Here is a 22844-nt window from a genome sequence, read left to right on the forward strand (position 1 = left end):
TTATTCGTGGCCAATAAAAAACCGGCTTCCGCCGGTTTTAAATGTATTTTCTAGAAACTAGAAACTAGAAACTAGAAACTAGAAACTAGAGGCTAGAGGCTAGAGGCTAGAAGCTAGAAGCTAGAAGCTTAAGACTTAGCTGGACGTCCAGCTTGCTTACGTAGATTCTCAGTCAATAACTTCTTACGAATACGTATACTTACAGGCGTCACTTCAACCAACTCATCGTTATCGATGAATTCTAGGGCTTGTTCTAACGACATATTGATAGGTGGCACTAAGCTTTGTGCTTCATCTGTACCAGATGCTCGTACGTTAGTTAACTGCTTACCTTTAAGTGCGTTAACGGTTAGATCATTTTCACGAGCGTGAATACCGATAACCATGCCTTCGTATACTTCCACACCGTGACCGATGAATAAACGACCGCGACTTTGTAGGTTAAACAAGGCGTTAGTAAGGGCTTTACCCGTTGCGTTGGCAATCAATACACCATTCTTACGTTGACCGATTACACCGCCTTTGTGAGGACCGTAATGATCAAATGTGTGGTACATCAAACCAGAACCTGAAGTCATAGTCATAAAGTCTGTTTGGAAACCAATCAAGCCACGGCTTGGGATCATGAAGTCCATACGAATACGACCTTTACCATCTGGTGACATATTGGTTAATTCACCTTTACGGGTACCAATTTGTTCCATAACAGAACCCTGATGTGCTTCTTCCACATCGATTGTCACTGATTCAAATGGTTCATGAGTTTGACCGTCTACTTCTTTCAAAATAACTTCAGGACGGGAAACGGCTAATTCATAACCTTCACGACGCATGTTTTCAATCAATATACCTAAGTGAAGTTCACCACGACCAGAAACGCGGAATTTGTCCGGATCAGGCATTTCTTCGACTTTAAGCGCAACGTTGTGAACTAACTCATTTTGCAAACGTTCTAGGATATTACGTGATGTGACGTATTTACCTTCTTTACCTGCAAACGGCGAGTTGTTGACTTGGAAAGTCATAGTTACTGTAGGTTCATCTACAGAAAGTGCTGGTAAGGCTTCAACAGTACTAGGATCACAAATAGTATCGGAGATTTTAAGCTCACCTAAACCTGTAACAGCAATGATGTCACCAGCGTCAGCAGCGTCTACTTCGTGACGAGCCAGACCTAAGTAACCTTGTACTTGGCCAACTTTACCGTTTCTGGTTTTACCATCAGCGCCAATTATGGTCACTTGTTGGTTAGGTTTAACTGAACCACGGGTGATTCGACCAATACCGATTACACCTACATAAGAATTGTAATCCAATTGGGATATCTGCATTTGCAATGTGCCGTTAATATCGGCTGCTGGTGGCTTAACATGTTTGATGATAGTTTCAAACAGAGGAGTCATGGTTTCGCTAGGCTCATCTAAATCGTTAGTTGCCCAACCATTGATAGCTGATGCATAGACTACTTGAAAATCTAGTTGATCGTCTGTTGCACCTAAGTTATCGAACAAATCAAAAACTTGATCCATAACCCAATCAGGACGGGCACCAGGTTTATCAATTTTGTTGATAACAACAATAGGTTTTAAACCTTGTGCGAACGCTTTTTGCGTTACGAAGCGAGTTTGTGGCATAGGGCCTTCTTGCGCATCTACCAACAACAATACCGAGTCGGCCATAGACATAACACGCTCTACTTCTCCACCGAAGTCGGCGTGTCCAGGGGTGTCTACTATATTGATACGGAACTCGTTCCATTTAATTGCTGTGTTTTTCGCAAGTATGGTAATGCCTCGTTCTTTTTCAATATCATTTGAGTCCATCACACGCTCTTCGGCTACGCCGCGGCTTTCTAAGGTGCCAGACTGTTGTAATAGCTTATCAACTAGGGTGGTTTTGCCGTGGTCAACGTGCGCTATTATGGCTATGTTCCTCAAATTTTCGATTGAGGTGGTTGATGAACTCATTATCTTTTCTCTGTTAGGGCCAAGTATTCGTCATTATTGACAGGATATTCGCAAATGAAATACAGGGCTAAAATTTACTGAAATTTATTGGGCGCGGATTGTACAGTTTTATCCTACGTTTAGCGAACTTCAAATGCATTTTGCTGTAAATAAAAGATAGGCACTCATTTCGCTAACGTTACGTTAACATTATAGGCGGAATTTGAAGTATTTAAGTGCACATGTATCATAATGGTGCGCTAATGTGCCTTTGTGGTGCGTCACTTGATGTTTTTTTCGTTTACTCTATGCTAAAAAAACATAAACAAAAGGCATTCCAAACACTTAGGTATGTGGCATGATTATCGCTTTATTGTCGCACGTTTTAGAATTGGGAGTAAGTTGCTCCTACTAATGCATGTATACTTTTTATCTGGAGGACACCATGTCAGCACAAAAGGCCTTTGACCTTATTAAAGAAACCGAAGCGAAATTTGTTGATTTACGCTTTACTGATACTAAAGGTAAGGAACAACACGTTTCTATCCCTACTCATCAAGTTACTGAAGACTTTTTCGAAGAAGGCAAAATGTTTGATGGCTCTTCTATTTTAGGATGGAAAGGCATCAATGAATCAGACATGATTTTGATGCCAGATGGCGAAACCGCTGTTCTTGACCCATTTGCTGAAGAAACTCAAATCAATATTCGTTGCGATATTTTAGAACCTATGACGATGCAAGGTTATGACCGCGATCCTCGTTCTATTGCACGTCGTGCAGAAGAATATTTGAAGTCAACTGGTATTGGCGACACTGTATTGGTCGGTCCAGAGCCAGAATTCTTCTTGTTTGACGATGTACGTTTCCATACTGATATGGCTGGTTCAATGTTTAAAATTGATTCAAGCGAAGCAAAGTGGAATTCAGGAGCAGAGTTTGAAGAAGGCAACATGGCTCACCGTCCTGGTGTTAAAGGCGGTTATTTCCCAGTTCCTCCAGTCGATTCAGCTCATGATACTCGTGCTGCTATGTGTATGGTTATGGAAGAAATGGGCCTAACAGTTGAAGCCCATCACCATGAAGTTGCCACCGCAGGTCAAAACGAAATAGCTTGTCTTTTCAATACTTTAGTTAAGAAAGCTGATGAAGTACAAATCTATAAGTATGTGGTACATAACGTTGCCCATGCTTACGGACAAACGGCTACCTTTATGCCTAAGCCTATTGTGGGTGATAATGGTTCAGGTATGCATGTGCATCAATCAATTTCTAAAGATGGTAAAAACATCTTTGCTGGTGACAAATATGCTGGGATGTCTGAAGAAGCCTTGTTCTATATTGGCGGGATCATCAAACACGCTCGTGCAATCAACGCTTTCACAAACGCATCTACTAACTCCTATAAGCGTTTAGTACCTGGATTCGAAGCCCCAGTTATGTTGGCATATTCTGCTCGTAACCGTTCTGCTTCTATCCGTATTCCTTTTGTGACTAGTGATAAAGCGCGTCGTATTGAAGTGCGTTTCCCTGACCCAACAGGTAACCCTTACTTAGCATTTACTGCTATGTTGATGGCTGGTCTAGACGGGATCAAAAACAAAATTCACCCTGGTGATTCAATGGATAAAGACTTGTATGACTTGCCAGCTGAAGAAGCTGCAGCGATTCCACAAGTATGTAGTTCATTTGAGCAAGCCTTGGAAGCCCTTAACAATGACCGTGAGTTCTTAACTGCCGGTGGCGTAATGACTGACGACTCTATTGATGCGTATATCGCGCTTAAGAGTGAAGAAGTACAGTTACTAAACATGTCAACTCACCCAGTTGAGTTTGATATGTACTACAGCGTTTAAGGTTACATTCGCAGTTAGTTATTAAAATAAATAACAAGCCCGCATTTGCGGGCTTTTTTTTAACTGAAATAAAGCTACACTGACTTAAGCTTCGAATCAGCTTGTATAAGGGGAGTGAGTGATTGTGCGGGTATTCTGTATTCTATGTTTATTGCTGCTGTGCATCAGTGTTTCTGCGCAAGTGGTATATAAAACGGTAAAGGCTGACGGCAGCGTGGTGTACAGTGATGTGCATAGTGAGGGGGCAGTGCCCGTTAATTTATCGTCAATGAATACTGTAGTTGTGCCTTCGCTAAATAGTGCGTCAAAGCAAGCTGTTAACAATAAACCAGTCCCAAAACCTAAAGCAAAAATTCAATACGTGGTATCCATTCGCTCGCCTTTGGCTGAACAAACCTTGCGTGATAATTCTGGTGCAGTGACCATAAATGTTGAGGTTGTGCCAAAAAAATCAGGTAAGTTTGAATTAATTCTTGATAATCAAGTAGTTAAAACTCAAAGTGAAAATCAATTTCAACTTGAATCAGTCAATAGAGGCGCTCACATAATTCAAGTTAATTTTCTCGACAACTCAGGCAAGATCCTTGCATCGTCTAAGCCGCAGACCTTTTATCTGCAAAAAGCTTCTGCTCTGATCAATGCTAACTAGTACTAATTAAGCATATTGTTTAAATAATAGTATCTATATCACAGCAGCTAAATAATACTTTGCACTATAAAAGTGCGCGAAACGTTGAGTTTATGTCTGAATCTGTCACTACTGAAAATTTACTAGATAACCTATCGACTGCTGTGTTTATACTGGATGGTAATCTGATTGTGCAATATGCCAATCATGCTGCACAAGCTGTATTTGAGCGTAGTGTGAATTTATTAATTGGTTGTTCGTTTAATCAATTTATTGCCTCTTCGAGCTTGGATTTCGAGCGCTTTCAGAATTCTATGCAATTTGGTGAAGTCTATTCTGACAGTGAAGTGTCCTTTAAATTTATTGATGGCCGACATACTCAGGCAGATGTGTCTGTTACCAGTATTCTGGAAAACCAAGATAAACGCTTATTAGTGGAAATTCGACTGGTTGAACAACAGAAAAAAATCAGTCAAGAAAACCACCAATGGGCACAACAGCAAGCCGCTCGAGAGTTGGTGCGTGGTTTAGCTCACGAAATTAAAAACCCATTAGGGGGTATTCGTGGGGCAGCGCAATTATTAGGTAAACAACTCCCTAATGAAGAATTAAAAGAATTTACCCAGGTTATTATTGAACAATCTGACAGGCTTACTAATTTAGTTGATCGCTTATTAGGGCCGAACCTACGACCAAGCTTTGATTGGCATAATGTGCATCAAGTGCTTGAGAAAGTGTGCACTTTAGTGCGACTCGATCCAAGTCACAACATTACTATTACAAGGGATTACGACCCAAGTATTCCTGATGTATACCTTGATCAAGATATGCTGCAACAAGCTACTTTGAATATAGTGCGTAATAGTGTGCAAGTGTTATCAGACAATCTAGACATTACCGGCGAGATAAGCGTGGTAACTAGAATTGAACGTCAAGTGATTATTCATGGCGAGTGTTTCCCGTTATGCGTAAAAATTCAAATTATCGACAATGGCCCCGGCATACCAACAGAACTAAAAAACACCCTTTTTTACCCTATGGTGACCAGCAAAAAAGAGGGCAGTGGTTTAGGGTTATCTATATCACAAACCTTGATTGGACATCACAGAGGGAAAATCGAAGTGGATAGTTGGCCAGGCAGAACAGAATTTACTTTATATATACCTATTGAAAAAAAGGATCCCCAGACATGAGTGCAGAACCCGTATGGATAGTCGATGACGACAGCTCGATTCGCTGGGTGTTACAAAAAGCGTTACAAGCGGCGAATATCCCTTGTTTCAGTTTTGAAAACCCTGAAGATTTATTATTACAGCTAGAAACGGCGCAACCGCCTGAAGTGATAGTCTCAGATATTCGTATGCCACAAATGGATGGCATGGTCTTATTAAGCGAAGTACATAAGCGATATGCCAATATTCCTGTGATTATTATGACTGCGCATTCTGATTTAGACAGTGCAGTTAATGCTTATCAAAGTGGTGCATTTGAATACCTACCCAAACCCTTCGACATCGACGAAGCAGTGAATTTAGTGCAGCGGGCATTAACACACGCTCGGGAACAATCGAGCAAAAACCAGCCCCCTGAACAAATAAAAGCCACCGAAATTATTGGTGAAGCACCGGCTATGCAAGAGGTGTTTAGAGCGGTAGGGCGTTTATCTCGTTCCAGTATCAGTGTATTGATTAATGGTCAGTCGGGTACAGGTAAAGAATTAGTGGCCCATGCTTTACACCGTCATAGTCCTCGTTCCGAGAATACCTTTATTGCCCTCAATATGGCGGCAATACCAGCTGATTTGATTGAATCTGAATTGTTTGGTCATGAAAAGGGCGCGTTTACTGGCGCTCAAGCCGCTAGGCAAGGGCGCTTTGAACAAGCCAATGGCGGTACTTTATTTTTAGATGAGATAGGGGATATGCCCTTAGACGTGCAAACCCGATTATTAAGAGTCTTGGCAGACGGGCAATTTTATCGTGTCGGGGGGCATAATCCTGTTTCAGTTGATGTACGTATTATTGCTGCGACCCACCAAAATTTGGAGCTACGTGTTTCAGAAGGTAAATTTAGGGAAGATTTGTATCATAGATTAAATGTCATACGCATCCATATCCCGACCCTTAGTGAAAGACGCGAAGACATTCCTTTATTGGCCGGACACTTTTTACAAAAAGCGGCACTGGAATTAGCCGTAGAGGTTAAATCACTGAGTAAAGAGACTAAAAAAATTCTCTCTAACTTACCTTGGCCAGGTAATGTTCGTCAGCTTGAAAATATGTGCCGCTGGTTAACTGTAATGGCTAGTGGACAAGAAGTCCTGCCTCACGACTTACCCCCAGAGATAAACCAACAACCTGTATCAGTTGAAAAAACCGCCCAGTCTGGAGATTGGCAAACTCTCTTAGCCAGTTGGGCAGATATTCAATTGCAGTCTGGCCATAATAATATTCTTGATGATGCGATTATGAGTTTTGAAAGGATCTTGTTAGAAAGAGCATTACATTATACCCATGGCCATAAACAAGACGCGGCTAAACGTTTGGGCTGGGGTAGAAATACTCTGACTAGAAAGTTAAAAGAATTAAATATGTAAACCCTAGTTATATCGCTTTGTTACTGCTATTTAACACAGTAGCAAGGTGGCCTGACTATTTAGCTCGTTCATTGGTCAACAACGCTGCCATTCCGGTGTTAAAAGCCTGCATCCATTTAGTGGAAAATTGCCCCTTGGCGATACGGTTTATTTCGATAACCGCCTTTTTCTTTGGCCGTTTTAAATGGCTCTGATGTGCCCGCGCATGAGTAATGGCGTCAAATGTGTCAAGTATGGCTAATAACTTGGCTCCTTCGCAAATGTCATCTTCTTTTATTCCCAGTGGGTAGCCGCTGCCGTCGATACGCTCATGATGCTGCATCACAATTTTTCGCGCTTCGTTCCATTGATTAAGGTTTTCCAATAAACGTGCACTTTTATACACATGAGAGCGCATCAAATTAAACTCAGCTTCTTGCAGTTTTTCTTGTTTATGGAGTACTGCAATTGGCATAAAAGCCATGCCAAAATCATGCATGTAACAAGCAACGGCTAGTTGCGGTTCACTGACTGGTGTCCCTGCTATTTTATTAATATAACCGGCTAGTTTTGCAATCCTATCGCCTCTGCCATCCCAGTATATAGAGCGTTTTTCTATGGGTTTCATCAATTCTCTAAAAAACACTAAGTCTTCACGTTGTTCGTTGGAAATGGATTTAGGTATGCCTGTTGTTGCAATACTTACCGGTGCTTCGACAGAGGATTTTTCAGTTGTTTGTTGATGCTCTTGGCCTAAATCTAGGCTGGGATCAAGTAACAATACAGCTTTGGTTAACAATTGTTCATGCTGTGAGCTATTTTCTGGTGTAATGCGTTTGATGGCTGTAACAAGCTCCTCAAACAGTTGTTTGTCATATTCAGCTTGCCCAGTTTGAATGCAGCTTTGTACAAACACTTTGACTTTGTCCATTATCAATAACACCAAGTCACTCATGTTGCTGGTGTAGTGAATTTGCCCTTTACGTAAATAATCAAGCAGGTCTTCAGCATGTTGTAGAAGTGGGATGAGTGGAGAAAAATTGACCAGTCCCAAGTCGCCTTTTATGGTGTGGATGGAACGGAACAATGAACGCTGTAGTTCGTTATCATCTGGTTTTAATTCCAATTCAATTAAGGTTTGTTCGCTGGCTTCATAAAGTTCGTTAATTTCTTCCAACAGGTCGGTGAGGATGTCTTCGTCGAGATCTTCATGTTTAAACATTTGCATAGATTGAATGGCCTTAATGAGTAAAAGAGACACTTACTTTATAAGTATCGGCTAATTATAAATTTTATTCATTCATTTTTATGCGCTATTAAGCAACACCAAAATAAGCGCGTTTTAAATCAAATAGCATAAGTGTTTTAGCTATCAGCTAAAATGCGTATACTCTGCGCCCACTTCTTTGATAAGGATATGCCTTGTTAGCGCTTTTACGCATTGTTGCGATATTCTGTTATTTTTTGCTGATAAACGTATTGTTGATTCTGGTGTGTTTGCTGCGACCTTTTCATCGGGACAACGTACATGCCGCCGGTGTATTGTATAGTTCTGTTTCGGCACTACTTGGATTAAAACTTGAAATTCGCGTACCTGATAGTGTTAAGCAAGGTGGTCCTTATGTGTTTATCGCTAATCATCAAAATAGTTTTGATTTACTGACAATATGTGCAGCAGCACAAAAAGGTACGGTCACTGTAGGTAAAAAAAGCCTGATATGGATCCCTCTGTTTGGACAAGTCTATTGGCTAACAGGTAACATCATGATTGACCGGAAAAATTCAGGGCGCGCCCATGATACCTTACAGGGTACGGTGCAAAAAATTCAGAAAAGGCGTCTATCAGTGTGGTTTTTCCCAGAAGGGACTCGTAGCAATGGGCGCGGATTGTTACCTTTTAAAACAGGGGCGTTTCGTATAGCCAAAGCCACCAAAGAACCCATAGTGATGGTGACTGCCAGTAATTTGCATAATAAAATAAAACTAAATAGATGGGACAATGGCACTTTAGTGATAAAACTGTCTGAGCCAGAGATGATGGATGAAAATAAATCCATTAAACAAAACGCCGAATATTTTCATCAAAAAATGCAACACCAACTTAAAGATATAAACACAGAATTAGATAACAAAATTGTCCATAGGAGTATTTCATGAATTCACAAAGCGCATCCGAATTAGCCGAATGGCATGAATTTAACCAAGAAACAGTCGAAGCCTTGATTGAAGATGGCAGTGATGCCAGTCAAGCTCATACCATTGAATATCACTTTGCTAGCGATGACTTTGAATTGTTAGAAAAGGCTGCAGTTGATGCTTTTAAAGCAGGTTTTGAAGTGGGGGATGCTGAAGAGCTAGAGACAGAAGAGGGCGAAGAAGTATTTTGTTTTGATGCCGTGGTAGAACGTATGTTGGATGTCAATTTGATCAATCAAGATACTGATAAACTTTTTGCTATTGCTGAAAAACATAAAGTCGATTATGACGGCTGGGGTACATTTTTTATTGAAAAGTAGCCAGCATATCCTCGTTCAAAAAATCAACTAATGACACATAAGTGTCATTAGTTAGCCAAAAAAATGTAGTAAAACCATCACCTAAGCGTCAATAAAAGTACATCTCAATTACATATTGCTCATTCATATTACTGCCCACAATAAAAATCACTTGGGACAACACATTCAATGAGCAGTCAATTATTATCCAAATTAGCTTTATCTATCTCTATTGCACTGAGTACTTATGCAGTTGCAACCCCAGTAATTGGCGCCGAAGAATCAGACCAAAGTATGGAGTCAATCACAGTAGTCGGGAAAAGTGTTTCTTATGCCAATAACCAAACTTCAGAAGAAATGGCAAAGCAACAAAGTAACTTAACCAGTGTGTTAGCCCAAATTGATAATTTACCTGGTGTGTTGATTAACGAGGGGGACACGTTTGGATCAGACGATTGGTCGACTACTGTGTCTATTCGTGGTTTTCAGTTAAGCCTAGATGAGCAACAAATAGGTATTACTATAGATGGCATTGCTAACGGTAATTCTAACTATGGTGGCGGTGCAAAAGCGAATCGTTATATTGATACTGAAAATTTAGCTGCTGTTGAAGTCTCACAAGGTACGGGGGATGTCGCATCTCGTTCGAACGAAGCGTTAGGTGGTACCTTAAACTTTACGACTATTGCTCCTAACGATGAAGAGCAAATGACTGTCAGCTGGTCACAAGGCAATTTTGATGCCCAGAAGTTTTTTGTACGTTATGACACAGGTGAAGTCGCTAAAGATACTTTTGCTTGGGTCAGTGTTTCAAATAGCCGTAATTCAGATTGGATAGATCACTCAGCTGAAAATAGGCGTGATCATATTGCGGCTAAAGTCGTCAGTTTGTTTGGTGATGTTGAAGTCACCGCCTACGGCTCTTGGGATGATACTCATGAAGACAACTACCAACGTGTTAGCCTAGCGCAATTTCAACAAAATCCAGAATCAGATGGTTTGATCTCAGAATGGACAGGTATTCCTTATGTTGATCAAGTGTATCGTCAAGGCTGGTCTACTTTACGTGAAAATCTTTTTGGTTATGTCTCTGCCGAGTACAAAGGCGACAACATTGAACTTAATGCCAATGTGTATTATCACCAAAATGAAGGGCGCGGTGACTGGGTGCCGCAGTACGTAGTGGATGTGAATGCTGATGGTGACAATGCACCTCATTCTGAATTGGTTTCAGGTCAAACCGTTACTGGCGGTTCTGCTTTAGGTCAAATTTTCTTTGTAGATAAGGCAGGGTACGCCCTAAGCCCTGAAGCTGATTGCGAAAGTTCAATTACTTTCCCTTATGGTGGTGCAGGTGCAGTATATGACCCAGCTTGTTACACGGATGGTGCAGTGCCGGTTGGTTCATACCGCCATACCCATTACGAAAAAGAGCGTGTGGGTTTTAATGCTGACTTTACTTGGTTCAGCAAAATTGCTGATATGGATAATTCGTTACGAGGCGGTATTTGGTATGAAGACTATAGCCGTAATGAGTCTCGTGACTGGCATAAAATCATCGACTCACGCACTAGTGCAGAATTCGACCACACACCTTATTGGATAGAGTACGAACGCACATTCCCAGTAGAAACCACTATGTTGTACCTAGAAAATGAACTAGATATGGACTTTGCTGTGGTGCGTTTAGGCGCTAAAAAATTCCTAGTGGATTTAGCCCGTGAAGATAATTTCGACTCTTCTAATGGTGCCTCTATTTCATCTGACTCTGACCTTTTAATCAGTGCCGGTGTTGTCGTGCCTATGCCGATTGACGGTTTAGAGTTATTTGCGGGATACGCTGAAAACTTTGCCGCCATTAAAGACACTGTTCTTGAACGTGATGCCTCCACACTAGACTTAGTCACACCAGAATCGGCTGAAAATGTAGACTTAGGCCTACGTTATGTATCGCAAAATATTAATGCCAGTTTGACCTATTACAGTATTAAGTTTGATGACCGTTTAACCTTTATCGCACCAGATTCACCAGATGGTATTGATTACCTGATTGGTACAAACGGCAGCTACGTCAATGTGGGCGGCGTGGAATCAAGCGGTATAGAAGCGTCATTATCGGTAAAATTGACCGATACCTTTTCGGTATATGGTGCGTTTACGGCTAACGATTCCGAATACACTGAAGGTTCTATTGGTTATCCTGCCGGTAACACGGTTTTTGGTTCAGTTGAAAATATGCTGGTTGTTTCACTCGATTGGGAAAAAGACAACCGCTTTGCTGGTTTGTCTTCCAAATGGGTTGATGACCGTTATATCGATGCTGCCAATACTGCTGTAGCCGACGCTTACTTAGTGACAGATTTGTACGCTGGGATCACCCTACCTTCTTTAGCACAGGGTATGGGCGACTTAGAACTTCGTTTTACAGTGAACAATTTGTTTGACGAAAGTTATTTGGGCGGCATTGCCGGTCAGTCCGCATGGATTGGCGCACCTCGTACTGCTGCATTTAACGCTACTTTGAAATTTTAATTTTTAACAATAACTAGTTTTCCCTGTGTGTCACCTTTGGGACGGACTTTATGTTCGTCCTTTTTTTTTATTTTTTTTGGGGATGAGTCATTATGAAACAGCTATCTTTTTATTTGATGTTATGTTTGGCAAGCTTTAGTCATTCTTTACTTGCGGCAGATAATTTATTGCTGGTCAGCATCGACGGATTACGTTGGCAAGAAGTGTTTCGAGGTTATCAAGACGATGTCCTGAACTTGGAAGATTTCAAAGCGGATAAAAGTGCGATACAGAAACAGTTTTTTGGAGATACCCCCCAAGAGAAACGTCAAAAGTTGTTACCTTTTTTATGGCAAGTTATCTCTAAGCAAGGAATTTTAATTGGCAATCGAGATAACCAATCTTCGATGCAGCTAACCAACGATTTATGGTTTTCGTATCCTGGCTATAACGAATTATTGACCGGTAAGGCTGATCCCAATATCGATTCTAATCATGCAAGTGACAATTTAAATATTACGTTTTTGGAATGGTTAAACACCCAGCCAGGTTTTAAAAATCAAGTCGCTGCATTTGGCAGTTGGGATGTTTTTCCTGCCATCATCAATCGCACTCGTAGCCAAATCCCCATTAACGCCGGATTTGAGTCCGCTGCTTGGGACCACTTATCTGCTAAAGCAAAGTGGTTAAATGAGTTGCAACAGCAAATTCCTAGCCCATGGCATAATGTGCGATTGGACGCTTTTACTGCTGGGTTCGCTCAAGAATATATTTTGGCAAAGCAACCTAAAGTCATTTACCTTGCCCTTGGTGAAACCGATGATTTTGCTCATCAAGGTAATTACCCCGAGTATTTGCGTGGCGCTAAAAGGGCAGACCAATTTATTGCAAATATATGGGGGTTATTACAATCCATGGAGCAGTATCGAGGTAAAACCAATTTAGTGATTACCGTTGATCATGGCCGCGGAAATTCGGCAAAAACTTGGCAACACCATGGCAGCGCTAAAGCGGTAAAGGGGTATTTGAATGGTTTGAATCAATATAAAGATGGCATCCCCGGTGCCGATCAGGTTTGGTTAGCCGCATTGGGCCCAGATGTAAAACAAGTGCTGAAAAGTTCAGATCAAAAAACAGACTTTACTTTAAATCAGGTGGCAGCAACTGCGATTCAACTGCTAAATCTTAATCACCGACAATTTTCTCCTGATATTGGGCAACCCTTACCTATAGTGAAACAAAGATAAATCATGAAATATGTCGCTAAAAGTATTTTGCTATTTTTGATAGTAATCACCATGCCTGTGCTGGCTAAGGATGTGGCGCATTCACAGCTTAAAATCCTCTTTGGCTCTTGTTTACATCAAGACAAACCGCAACCTATCTGGCAAGCGATGCAACAAGAGCAAGGCGATTTGTTGGTGTTACTCGGCGACAATATTTATGGCGATACCGAAAATATGACTGAGCTAAAAGCCAAATATGCCAAACAGTGGGCGACAACAGGTATGCAGACTATGTTAGCCACTACCTCTGTCATTGGTATCTGGGACGATCATGATTTTGGAGAAAATGACGCAGGCGTAGAATATCCGCAAAAAGAAGCGTCGCGGCAAATCATGCTCGATTATTTTAATGTGCCCAAAGACAGTCCAAGGCGTACTCGCGTAGATGGTATTTATACCAGTCAAATACTGATTCAAGACAAGACTAAAGTGCAGCTTATTTTGCCGGACTTACGTTGGAATAGAAGCCCTCTTGAGTCGGTTGGTCAGCTCGAATACTTGAATAGCAAAGCGCCTAATAATTTGGGCCCCTATATACCAAGTGAAAATAAAACCAGCACTTTGCTGGGCGAAGTTCAGTGGCATTGGTTAGAACAACAACTACAACAACCCGCAGATGTGCGTATTTTTGCTAGCAGCATCCAATTGTTACCCGAATTTTCGGGGTGGGAATCCTGGGCTAACTTCCCTCATGAGAGGCAACGTTTTTTAGCTTTGCTCGATAAATATCAGATTACTAACTTAATCATTGTCAGTGGTGATACTCATTGGAGTGAGTTAAGCCAAATCACCCGAAAAAATGGCAAAACTTTGTGGGAAATGACAACTTCTGGATTAACTGAAGAATGGAAAAGTGTCAGCCCCAATCAACACCGAGTAGGGCAGAGTTACAGCAACGCAAATTATGGCGTAATTGAACTAGCAGATAAAAAACTCAGTATGACTATTAAAGATGTTGCAGGTAAAAATGTCATGACAAAAATACTCTCTTTGGACAACGATTAGTCTGTAAGGGTAGACTCAATAACAACTCCTGTTATTTGGAAATGGTTATGAGAATGTTTTACCTTGGTTTGGTGTTATTGTTAATGAATGTTGTGGATGTGCAAGCTAAAGAAGGCTTGGCTGAAATGACTATTATAGGCTCAGAAGTACGCGCGCTGCAGTCAAAAATCGTCCCTCAAGAATACCAACTACTGATTAAGCCCCCCGCCGGTTATGGACAATCAGATAAACACTATCCGGTTATTTATTTTCTAGATGCTCAATGGGATTTTCCTTTGATGGTGTCTACCTACGGCCAATCCTATTACGATGGTTTTATACCTGAAGCTATTTTAGTGGGGATTCAGTGGGGAGGTGCGAATCCTAATCCAGATGTGTTACGTGCTAGAGATTTCACGCCAAGTAATATGACTCAAGTTCCCAATTCTGGTGGTGCTGAAAAATTTTTACAGTTTATTGAACAAGAGCTTATTCCTTTTATAGGCAGCGAATATCGTACTAATGATAATCGAGTTTTGATGGGAAGTTCCTACGGTGGTTTATTTACACTGTACGCTATGTTTAATCAGCCCAATTTATTTAACGGTTATATCCCCACCTCGTCTGCGTCAGGCTGGGATAACAATATTGTTTATTCCTATGCTAATACGTTCTCCGATAAAAAATTGTCAAGACCCATCACTCTTTATTCGGCAATAGGTGAGTTTGACGGTTTAATGCCAGCATTTGATGATCTCGTTAGTTTTTTTGAGAAGCAAAATTTTAAAGATTTGTCTTTTAAGTTTGAGCGTTTACCGGGTCTAGGGCACGCCAGTGTAAAAGGCGCTGCGAATACCTGGGGGTTACATTATGTTTTCTCTAAGCCCCGAGTAGCTCTGAGCGAAGCCAAACTTATGAGCTTTATTGGAGAGTACCGCAGCAGTACCTCGAATGCGCTAATCCAAGTATTGTTTGATAAAGGGCAATTGCAGTTGCAAATAAATGGCAAAACACATCCACTTTTTGCCAGTACAGAGCAAAGTTTTTATCACCAAGGAGAGTTATTGGAAGTTACTTTTGACTCTGGTGTTAAGCCGCAAATACTGACAGTTAATCGTTTTATGAGTGTTGAAAATTTTTCACGAATAGCGAAATAATCAAAAGTAACATGCTGAGTGAACATTTCTTTAATGGTAGTTGCATGTCAATATCGTCCTGTCTACTACATGGCCAAAGCATTACTATGTAAAGTTTATGTATAGGTCAAAAATTATGATTTAAAAAACGTTATGCTGCATTTTAAGTTGTGGCTTACACAAAGCGTATTCTGGGCAGTTGTACCACCCATTTTATACTTAGAGTTTTAGGTTTTGATTTTCAAAACTATCTGTTTCACTTTGGAATACCATCATGCTTTTGCGTTTCACTTTATATATCCTACTTTTTTCATTTTGCTTAACCGCTTGTTCAAGTAAACCAGATTACAACAAGGGGGAGCCTAATCGATTCAGCACCGATATTCATTCCGATGGTTCAAAGCGTTTTGTATTGTCTATGAACTATCTAACTGATCAACCTAAAGGTGAACGAGGCAAAAACAAAGGCTCTGGTAAAAAAGGACAGGGTGAAGGTAAAGGTAAAGGCGGTCGCGGACAATCAGGTCAAAAGCGAGATGATAAGCTAGAGCGTGTGCCTCAAAGTGGTGAGTACATTTCAGACGATGAAAAACGCGAGGCCATTATTACTTTGCTTGAAGAAAAAATTGCTGAAACTGGCTATTGTAGACTAGGGTACATTGAATTAGATTTTTCGCAAATGCCTGATAGCACCGAAATAACTGGGGAGTGTGTCGAAAGCGCTTCTGACCAAGATAAGCAACAGTGGGAATAGTGAATTAGCACAGTATTTTGTGCCTTAATCTATAGGCAATAGTGTTATGTCTTTCACCCGCATTCAGGTTGTTTAGCTGTGAAGTGGGAAGCGAAAAAGCTTTTGATACACTTACAAATCTAGTAATACTTCAGGCTTGAACAAAGCAAAATGATAATACAGAGAACTTGGCTTTTGTTTTAATTCGGCGCTGTTTTTGTGTGTGTTTAATAAATTTTTGAGTAAAGGCTTTTGTGATTTTTGACCACTGTATTGATTGTATCTCTCTAAGACCCTGATGAAATCAGTTGGGTCTATATGGTTTGATGAAGCATGGGGCCATGTTTGGCCTTGGGCTGCGGGAATCAGATATTCGACACCAGTGGCTAATAGGCTGTTTTCAGTGGCAGGATATCGCCAAAGAGAATCGCCTGCCTTATCGGCAATGATGGCAATGCTGGTTAACGCTTCTAAGTTAAAACAGCTGTAAAAAAATGCACGTGTTCTAGCTAGTTCATGTTGCTGTGCGCCTTGCTGATCAAACTGGCTGAGCATGTGGATTTTACTCTGTTCCAAGCTGGTTTTTAAGCCTTGTGAATCACCTAAATACCAAGACAAAGCGGCCACTTGAAAGTAATACCAAGAACCGTGATTATTGATTTGTTTGGCTCCAGCCTGACCCATTTTGCTATTGGTTAACCAACTAAGGTAATCACTTAGCCATAGGTTCATTTTTTGGTTGTCATTTTCTGACCAATGTTTAGAAGGGGTGAAAAGAGTGATGGCATCTAATATTTTTTCAGGGATTAATCTACCATCTAGGATCCCTGAACGCCTTCTTTGATCCCTCCCAGGCACAGTTTGCGCAAACTCCAAATGTGGATTCATTTTTGTATCTGAGTCTAAAAACCACTTCTTAATTAATGCGGTGCCTTTTTGTGCGTATTTTTCGTTACCCGAAAAGTAGTAAGCATAAGATAGCTTGCTAACATATCGACTCATTGCACCTAAACGTTTACGATCTACATGGTCTGTCTGGGTGTCTGGGTTAGTGATGCCATCTCGTCTTTTCCAAGGTAGGCCATCGACTTTGGTTTCATCTGGCCACCAATAACGACTGATACTTAAATAATCGTGATGGTCTTTTGATGGCGGCATGATTTTTTTATCTGTGACAGAAAAACCATCAAGATCTAATGCTTTATCAGCCTGTTGCAGTAATAGTTGGTAGGCCTTTTGGGTATCAGCCATAGCCGTAGCGTTTTTTAAGGCAGTTTTTACCCTTGCGATTTCTGTTTGCTCCAGTAAAACCAAAGGTGCTGCCAGCGAGGCGAAACTGATACACATAAAACACACAGCTAAAAATATTCGATAACAATTAATCAAAATGAGACTCTCTAAACATGTGCTTTTATTTGAACACAGAACAGAATAATGGGGATATAACAAAAAACAAGTGGAAAAGCTTTGTAGGGAGATGAGGCAACCCAAGAATAGGGTTGCCTCTGCAATCAATTAATCGTTGCTGTGTAAGCTGGCGTTTAGGCCGCCCCATTTAGATGAATCTGCTACTACGGCTTCCACTACACCGGTTTGGCTGTTGCGGCGGAACAATAGTCCATTCATGCCTGATAATTGACGTGCAGCAACTACTTCGCCATCTGGTGTTTTCACTTTAGTGCCTGCAGTGACATACAAGCCTGCTTCAACGATACAATCATCACCCAGTGAAATACCAATACCGGCGTTAGCACCCAGCATACTACTTTTGCCAATAGCGTTAATGGACTTACCGCCACCAGATAACGTCCCCATTGTGGAAGCGCCACCTCCAATGTCAGAACCATCACCCACCACTACACCTTGTGAAATACGACCTTCAACCATGGAACTACCTAAAGTACCAGCATTGAAGTTGACAAAACCTTCGTGCATCACAGTTGTGCCAGGCGCAAGGTGAGCCCCCATACGTACACGGTCAGCATCGCCAATACGCACACCTTCTGGAATAACGTAATCGACCATTCTAGGAAATTTATCGATAGAGGTCACGGCTAAGTGATGATGTTCTGCGGCGATTAATTCTCTTAATTCTTCCACCTTATTGGGTAATACGGGGCCCGCTGAAGTCCAAGCTACATTTGTCAATAGGCCAAACACACCTTCAAGGTTGATGTTGTTAGGTAACACCGCACATTCTGACAATAAATGTAGGCGTAAATAAGCGTCCTCAGCAGAGTTGGGGGCGGCATCAATATCCAGACTAATTTCTACAAACTCGCCCTTAATCAAGCCAACTTTACTGGCTAAGCAATGACGCTCAATTTTTTTATTGCTACGAGGAAACCATACATCTAAGGTTTTGCCACTTTCGACATCAATATATCGGTGACCATTGCGGGTAATTGTCATTATTACGTCCTAAAAAAGAGATTTTAATTATGGCGTGATTATCGCGTGAATTAGACTTTACCGCAGCCAGTATTTGTTTATAGGTTATGCCATATACCCATACCAGCTCGAAATGTGTATCTCAGAGTGTTTGGGTATATGGGTTACAATGCAATGTCTGGTTTGTTGTGTGGATTACCCAGCTCAGTAATTTGTTGACTGATAGGGAAATCATGTAAGTCTAACTCTACCCCTCTGCTATTTGGGTTGGCGCTGGTTTTATCAAAAAAACAAAATGTTAAAATTTGCTTAAATGTATTGGTATGCCATAAATAACAACGGTCAAAACCACTGTGCATGAGGGCGTAATCTTGTTCACCCTTTACCCATTTGGAGCTTCTAGAAATATTACGCTTATTTAAATAGGCTAGCGCCAATGGGTGTAACTGAGTAGATTGCTGTAGTCCGTTAATAAATTTATCGAAATCTATTTCTCCATTCTGTTGCCCACTGAAATCATAAGCTTGTTGCATAGTCATAGGTGAACCAAATTTTTTAACCGCGGCGCTTAGGCTTTGTTCCCGGATTGGCACAATGCTTAAATAGGCATCTTGTAAAAAATAAGTGGCGGTGACTTGCTGAATAAAGCCATTGTGCTTATCGAAGTACAATTCCACTTTTTGCTCTAAGCGAGAATCTTCATAGGGTTGATAGAAACTCAATTTTATTTTATCGCTGCGAGTGCCACCACGAATGCGCCCTAATTGCCCCCCTTGTTCTGCTAATTGAATGGCCTGCTGCAATACGTTGTCACCGATTTTAACGCCTTTAATAGCGAGTAAAGTCTTCTCCATTTCAGTATTGTTATGCATTGATAAAGTGCTTGATTTATTAAAGCGTTCAAGACCGCGCAATGTTTCAAAGGGGTGAGATTGTGTTGGTGACTGTGCCCAGATTAGCGGCGTTATTAAGATTGCTACTAAACCACTTATTAACGCGAAACGTTTAACCACTTTTTTAACTCCTGATTGACACTACTAGTGAATTTTTATCATATCACCCTGTATTACTTAACGATTAAGTTTAGGTTAGTTAACCGAAGGAAACAGGAATACGTACGCACTTACACTTTTTACCTTTTTAACATAGTTTATTTTGCTAATGTATAACACGTATCCTCAATCTATATGGAATTGTGTTACTTAATGGTTCATTTTTTTCGTCGATTTTTTTTATTTATAAGCTTCGGGCTTTGGGTATTTCAGGCAAATGCTAAAAATACAGACATTTTCACGCAGCAGCAAATTGACCTAAGTTTTAACGTTAATCAAGCTGTATTGATTGCTGATCTTTTACCTCATGGGGGAAAAGAATTGGTTGTTGTGGGTGTAAATGATAAACAACAGCGGATGTTAGTGATTTATTTTTTTGATACACCAAGTCAAACCTTTATCGCAGCAGACCAAATTGAAATTCCCAACACGGTGTTTGCCTATGATGTAGGCGAACCTCTAAAAGACGGTTTACAACGTTTGTACCTTTTAGATAAAACCACTGTGAGTCACTATGTGCCTGCACATCTATCCCATAAATCTGCATGGGTGCAGGCTGAGGGGGTTTCCTCAATGTTTATTGGTGATAAACCTGACACATTTCAAAAAATGGACTTTGTACAGGATTTAAATCATGACGGTCTTGATGACATTGTGCTGCCGCACTTTGAACAACTTAATTTATGGTTATCCGATTGCTGTGGCGCTAGGCACCCACAGAGCTTACCTATAGCGGCACGGATTGAAATGTATGAAAGTGGCATAGGTTATGACGATCACGAATTATACTTCCAAGATATGAACGCAGATGGAAAATCGGACTTAGTTACAGTAGAACAAGGGCAACTGAATGTGTTTCTGCAAAACGATGACATGCGCTTTTCAGACACAGCCACAAAGGTAAAAATTAATCACACCATTTACCCTTGGGATTGGTGGGATATCAAAGCGGCAAACGGACAGAAGATGGACCAAAGTAATATACAACACCGAGTCGTCAGAAAAATAGACGATTTAAATGGTGATGGCATACCTGATATTGCCGTGCAGTTTACTAAAAGTACTGGAGTGTTAGATAAAATTATCGATTTTGAGTTTTTTTATGGCGCGTTAGATGAAGGTAAAGTGAGTTATCCCCAGCAGGCAAACAGCAGTGTCACTTCAGAAGAAACCTTGTCTGATATCATCATATTGGACATAGATATGGATGGTAAAAAAGAAGTATCGGTGTCGTCTTTTGATATCGGGATCTCGCAAATTATAGGTGCCTTGTTATCTGGGAGTATCGACCAAGATGTGTTGATTTTTTCAATGGATGAAAAAGGGCAATATGGCAAAAAGCCTTTTGTGAGGCAAGAGGTAGAGATGACGTTTAGCTTATCTTCGGGCGCCCGAGGTCAACCTCTGGTTAAAATGATTGATGTCAATGGAGATTCAGTTAAAGACATAGTGTACTCGGATGACGATGATTTGATTCGTATAGTGTTCGCAACACCTGATAACAAAAAACCTTATGCAAAACGATCACAAAGCCAGAAAGTAGCTATGCCTAAAAATCCCTTTGATGCGGCTACTGACGATATCAATGGCGACGGAAAAACAGACATAGTGTTACATCATGGCTATGCCGACAGCCCTGAATTATTGAAAAGGATCATAGTGTTGTTAGCAAATTAACGGACACTTCGCTACAGTAAAATGCGTATAAACTTTTTGTATTGAAGCTATTTTTATAATCCACCTTGCAGATTAAAAAGGCTGCTAGTCGCAGCCTTTTTAATGCACCCAGAAAACTGTTTTACGCCAAGGTTAATCCAGCATATCTGACGCGGTGGATAATTCCGTTAACATTCGCTCAAAGGCTTGCCATTTGCCAGCTTCGTTTTGACTTTGTTTGCTGATGTAGGCTGAAACAATGTCTTTGCCTAAATTATAATTCAGGACGTAAGCGCGGTATTGTTCAATAAACCGCACACTTTGTTCTGCTTTTTCTTGAGACACTAAAGAATACTTGCGGCGTTGTTCAATGGCTTGTTCGCGGCTAATGTCACCGTTTAGGTAAAGTTGTGCTGTGGCGGTAATAGCGTGCGATAATTGAGCTGTTAATTTATTGAGTTGCTCTAACGTTGCCGCACTAGCAGGATCCAATCCAGCAATAGGAAATAACACATCTCGCTCATACAACACTTTTTGATCCTCAGGGAAAGCTAAATCCACACCATAATTAGCACTTCCTTCAGCAATGAGGGCATAAGGACTAAATAACGGAAAAAGTGAGAACTCCACCCACGCATTTTTATTGAGTAAGTTATTTTCAATTAGTACATTCCATACATGATGACCGGGGTAACCCTCATGGCACCCAAGGCCAATGGCTCGGTCTATTTGCATGGGGAAATCTTGGTTGATTTGCATCAAACTTTTGTTATCGCCTTGATACCAATTATACCCAGACCAACTTTTTCCTGTGACGTATTGCAACTCAAAACGTTCATTTTGGGGTAAAGAAATGTAGGTGTCAGAGCGTCTTTTACATTCAGCAATAGCCTGATCCACTACATCACCAACTTTTTCTTCAGCAATAACAAAGCGGTTGCGAAATGTATCTACTCGTTTGGCTAAGTCACCTTCTCCAGGCACCAGTTTGTTTATCTCATTTAATGCCTGATCAAATTTTTTGAGGTCATATTCGGGAAGAATAGTATCGTAGATAAGTCGTGCCTCTTCAGCAAAACTGAATGTTTCGCCAAGTAACATGCGGGCCCGCACATCCATCGCCCGTACATTGCGAAATAACGCTTTATGACGTAATTTTAGATGTTGATCTGTTAGATCAAGTGTTTTGAGTTTTTGCAGCAACTCACTGATATCAAAAGCCAGCTGTTGTTTGGAACGCAGCTGTGCCTTGGCGTGTTTTTTCCATGCATCGGGGCCAAGATAAGCGTCAACATAATCCTTATCGTATTCGCCCAGTTCTAATCCGAGTTTTACATATTGTTCTGCGATTTGATTGAGTTCATTGGCCACCTTGCTAGGCTTTGTGTCAATTTCAGCGCAGCCAAAGAGCAGGGCTGTTAGGCCCCAAAATACAGCCAGAGAAAACTGTCGATACTGTGTGATTATCATATAGGGTTCTTGTTCCATATTTAGATTTAGTCTCTACCTTATACCATTAGTGACCAAAGGATGGCTGCCCTATTTAACCTTTGTATAGAAATTAATTAGGTTGTTGCTGTATTTTAAAATTGCCAC

At 40.9% G+C, this 22844-nt stretch carries 18 protein-coding genes; 12 read left to right on the forward strand and 6 right to left on the reverse strand.

The features are described from left to right. Window positions 1-128 precede the first annotated feature (128 nt). On the reverse strand, window positions 129-1967 hold the full coding sequence (typA, locus tag AAC000_RS17700; RefSeq protein WP_339724538.1) for a translational GTPase TypA: 1839 nt from the start codon (window positions 1965-1967) through the stop codon (window positions 129-131). A gap of 424 nt (window positions 1968-2391) precedes the next feature. On the opposite strand from typA, the gene glnA reads away from it, so the two are divergent. From glnA to glnG, 4 genes are all read left to right on the forward strand, one after another. Then, window positions 2392-3801 carry a glutamate--ammonia ligase gene (gene glnA / locus AAC000_RS17705; protein ID WP_339724540.1) on the forward strand — a complete coding sequence of 470 codons (1410 nt, stop codon included), beginning with the start codon at window positions 2392-2394 and terminating at the stop codon, window positions 3799-3801. Between the two features lie 118 nt (window positions 3802-3919). Next, complete coding sequence (locus AAC000_RS17710; protein WP_339724542.1) at window positions 3920-4450, forward strand: DUF4124 domain-containing protein; 531 nt, start codon at window positions 3920-3922, stop codon at window positions 4448-4450. 92 nt (window positions 4451-4542) lie between these two features. Further along, window positions 4543-5622, forward strand: a complete 1080-nt coding sequence (gene glnL / locus AAC000_RS17715; protein WP_339724544.1) for a nitrogen regulation protein NR(II) — start codon at window positions 4543-4545, stop codon at window positions 5620-5622. Continuing rightward, the gene (glnG, locus tag AAC000_RS17720) at window positions 5619-7025 is read left to right on the forward strand and encodes a nitrogen regulation protein NR(I) (RefSeq protein ID WP_339724546.1); all 1407 of its coding nucleotides are present in this window, start codon (window positions 5619-5621) and stop codon (window positions 7023-7025) included. Before glnL ends, glnG begins: the two co-directional genes overlap by 4 nt. A gap of 55 nt (window positions 7026-7080) precedes the next feature. Here glnG and AAC000_RS17725 read toward each other — a convergent pair whose 3' ends face one another. Further along, entirely contained in the window at window positions 7081-8232 is a 1152-nt protein-coding gene (locus AAC000_RS17725) for an HD domain-containing phosphohydrolase (protein WP_339724547.1), read from the reverse strand. Between the two features lie 194 nt (window positions 8233-8426). Between AAC000_RS17725 and AAC000_RS17730 the strand changes: the two genes are divergently transcribed. The 7 genes from AAC000_RS17730 to AAC000_RS17760 all read left to right on the forward strand — a co-directional run bounded on the left by AAC000_RS17730 (window position 8427) and on the right by AAC000_RS17760 (window position 16170). After that, a complete protein-coding gene (locus AAC000_RS17730; protein WP_339724549.1) occupies window positions 8427-9161 on the forward strand; it encodes a 1-acylglycerol-3-phosphate O-acyltransferase in 735 nt (244 codons plus the stop codon). Further along, window positions 9158-9520: a ribonuclease E inhibitor RraB gene (rraB, locus tag AAC000_RS17735; protein WP_339724551.1), complete on the forward strand. Its 363-nt coding sequence runs from the start codon at window positions 9158-9160 to the stop codon at window positions 9518-9520. The genes AAC000_RS17730 and rraB overlap by 4 nt, the downstream gene beginning before the upstream one ends. A gap of 168 nt (window positions 9521-9688) precedes the next feature. Beyond that, window positions 9689-12031 (forward strand): TonB-dependent receptor, encoded by a 2343-nt coding sequence (locus AAC000_RS17740; RefSeq protein WP_339724553.1) that lies wholly within the window; start codon window positions 9689-9691, stop codon window positions 12029-12031. 92 nt (window positions 12032-12123) lie between these two features. Beyond that, window positions 12124-13257, forward strand: coding sequence for an alkaline phosphatase family protein (locus AAC000_RS17745; protein WP_339724555.1), 1134 nt, complete (start codon window positions 12124-12126; stop codon window positions 13255-13257). Between the two features lie 3 nt (window positions 13258-13260). After that, the gene (locus AAC000_RS17750; protein WP_339724557.1) at window positions 13261-14301 is read left to right on the forward strand and encodes an alkaline phosphatase D family protein; all 1041 of its coding nucleotides are present in this window, start codon (window positions 13261-13263) and stop codon (window positions 14299-14301) included. 47 nt (window positions 14302-14348) lie between these two features. Continuing rightward, a complete protein-coding gene (locus tag AAC000_RS17755; RefSeq protein ID WP_339724558.1) occupies window positions 14349-15437 on the forward strand; it encodes an alpha/beta hydrolase-fold protein in 1089 nt (362 codons plus the stop codon). 253 nt (window positions 15438-15690) lie between these two features. Beyond that, window positions 15691-16170, forward strand: a complete 480-nt coding sequence (locus AAC000_RS17760; protein WP_339724560.1) for a hypothetical protein — start codon at window positions 15691-15693, stop codon at window positions 16168-16170. Window positions 16171-16281: 111 nt separating this feature from the next. Here the strand turns inward: AAC000_RS17760 and AAC000_RS17765 are convergent, their stop codons facing one another. The 3 genes from AAC000_RS17765 to AAC000_RS17775 form a co-directional block, all read right to left on the reverse strand. Beyond that, complete coding sequence (locus AAC000_RS17765) at window positions 16282-17496, reverse strand: alginate lyase family protein (protein ID WP_339724562.1); 1215 nt, start codon at window positions 17494-17496, stop codon at window positions 16282-16284. A gap of 168 nt (window positions 17497-17664) precedes the next feature. Beyond that, window positions 17665-18561, reverse strand: a complete 897-nt coding sequence (locus AAC000_RS17770) for a DapH/DapD/GlmU-related protein (protein WP_339724564.1) — start codon at window positions 18559-18561, stop codon at window positions 17665-17667. Between the two features lie 143 nt (window positions 18562-18704). Further along, complete coding sequence (locus tag AAC000_RS17775) at window positions 18705-19553, reverse strand: hypothetical protein (protein ID WP_339724566.1); 849 nt, start codon at window positions 19551-19553, stop codon at window positions 18705-18707. Between the two features lie 192 nt (window positions 19554-19745). Here AAC000_RS17775 and AAC000_RS17780 point away from each other — a divergent pair, with 192 nt between their 5' ends. Continuing rightward, entirely contained in the window at window positions 19746-21269 is a 1524-nt protein-coding gene (locus tag AAC000_RS17780; RefSeq protein WP_339724568.1) for a VCBS repeat-containing protein, read from the forward strand. 132 nt (window positions 21270-21401) lie between these two features. Here the strand turns inward: AAC000_RS17780 and AAC000_RS17785 are convergent, their stop codons facing one another. After that, on the reverse strand, window positions 21402-22718 hold the full coding sequence (locus AAC000_RS17785; RefSeq protein ID WP_339724570.1) for a hypothetical protein: 1317 nt from the start codon (window positions 22716-22718) through the stop codon (window positions 21402-21404). Window positions 22719-22844: the final 126 nt, after the last annotated feature.

This window comes from uncultured Paraglaciecola sp. (assembly GCF_963977085.1).
Taxonomy (GTDB): domain Bacteria; phylum Pseudomonadota; class Gammaproteobacteria; order Enterobacterales; family Alteromonadaceae; genus Paraglaciecola.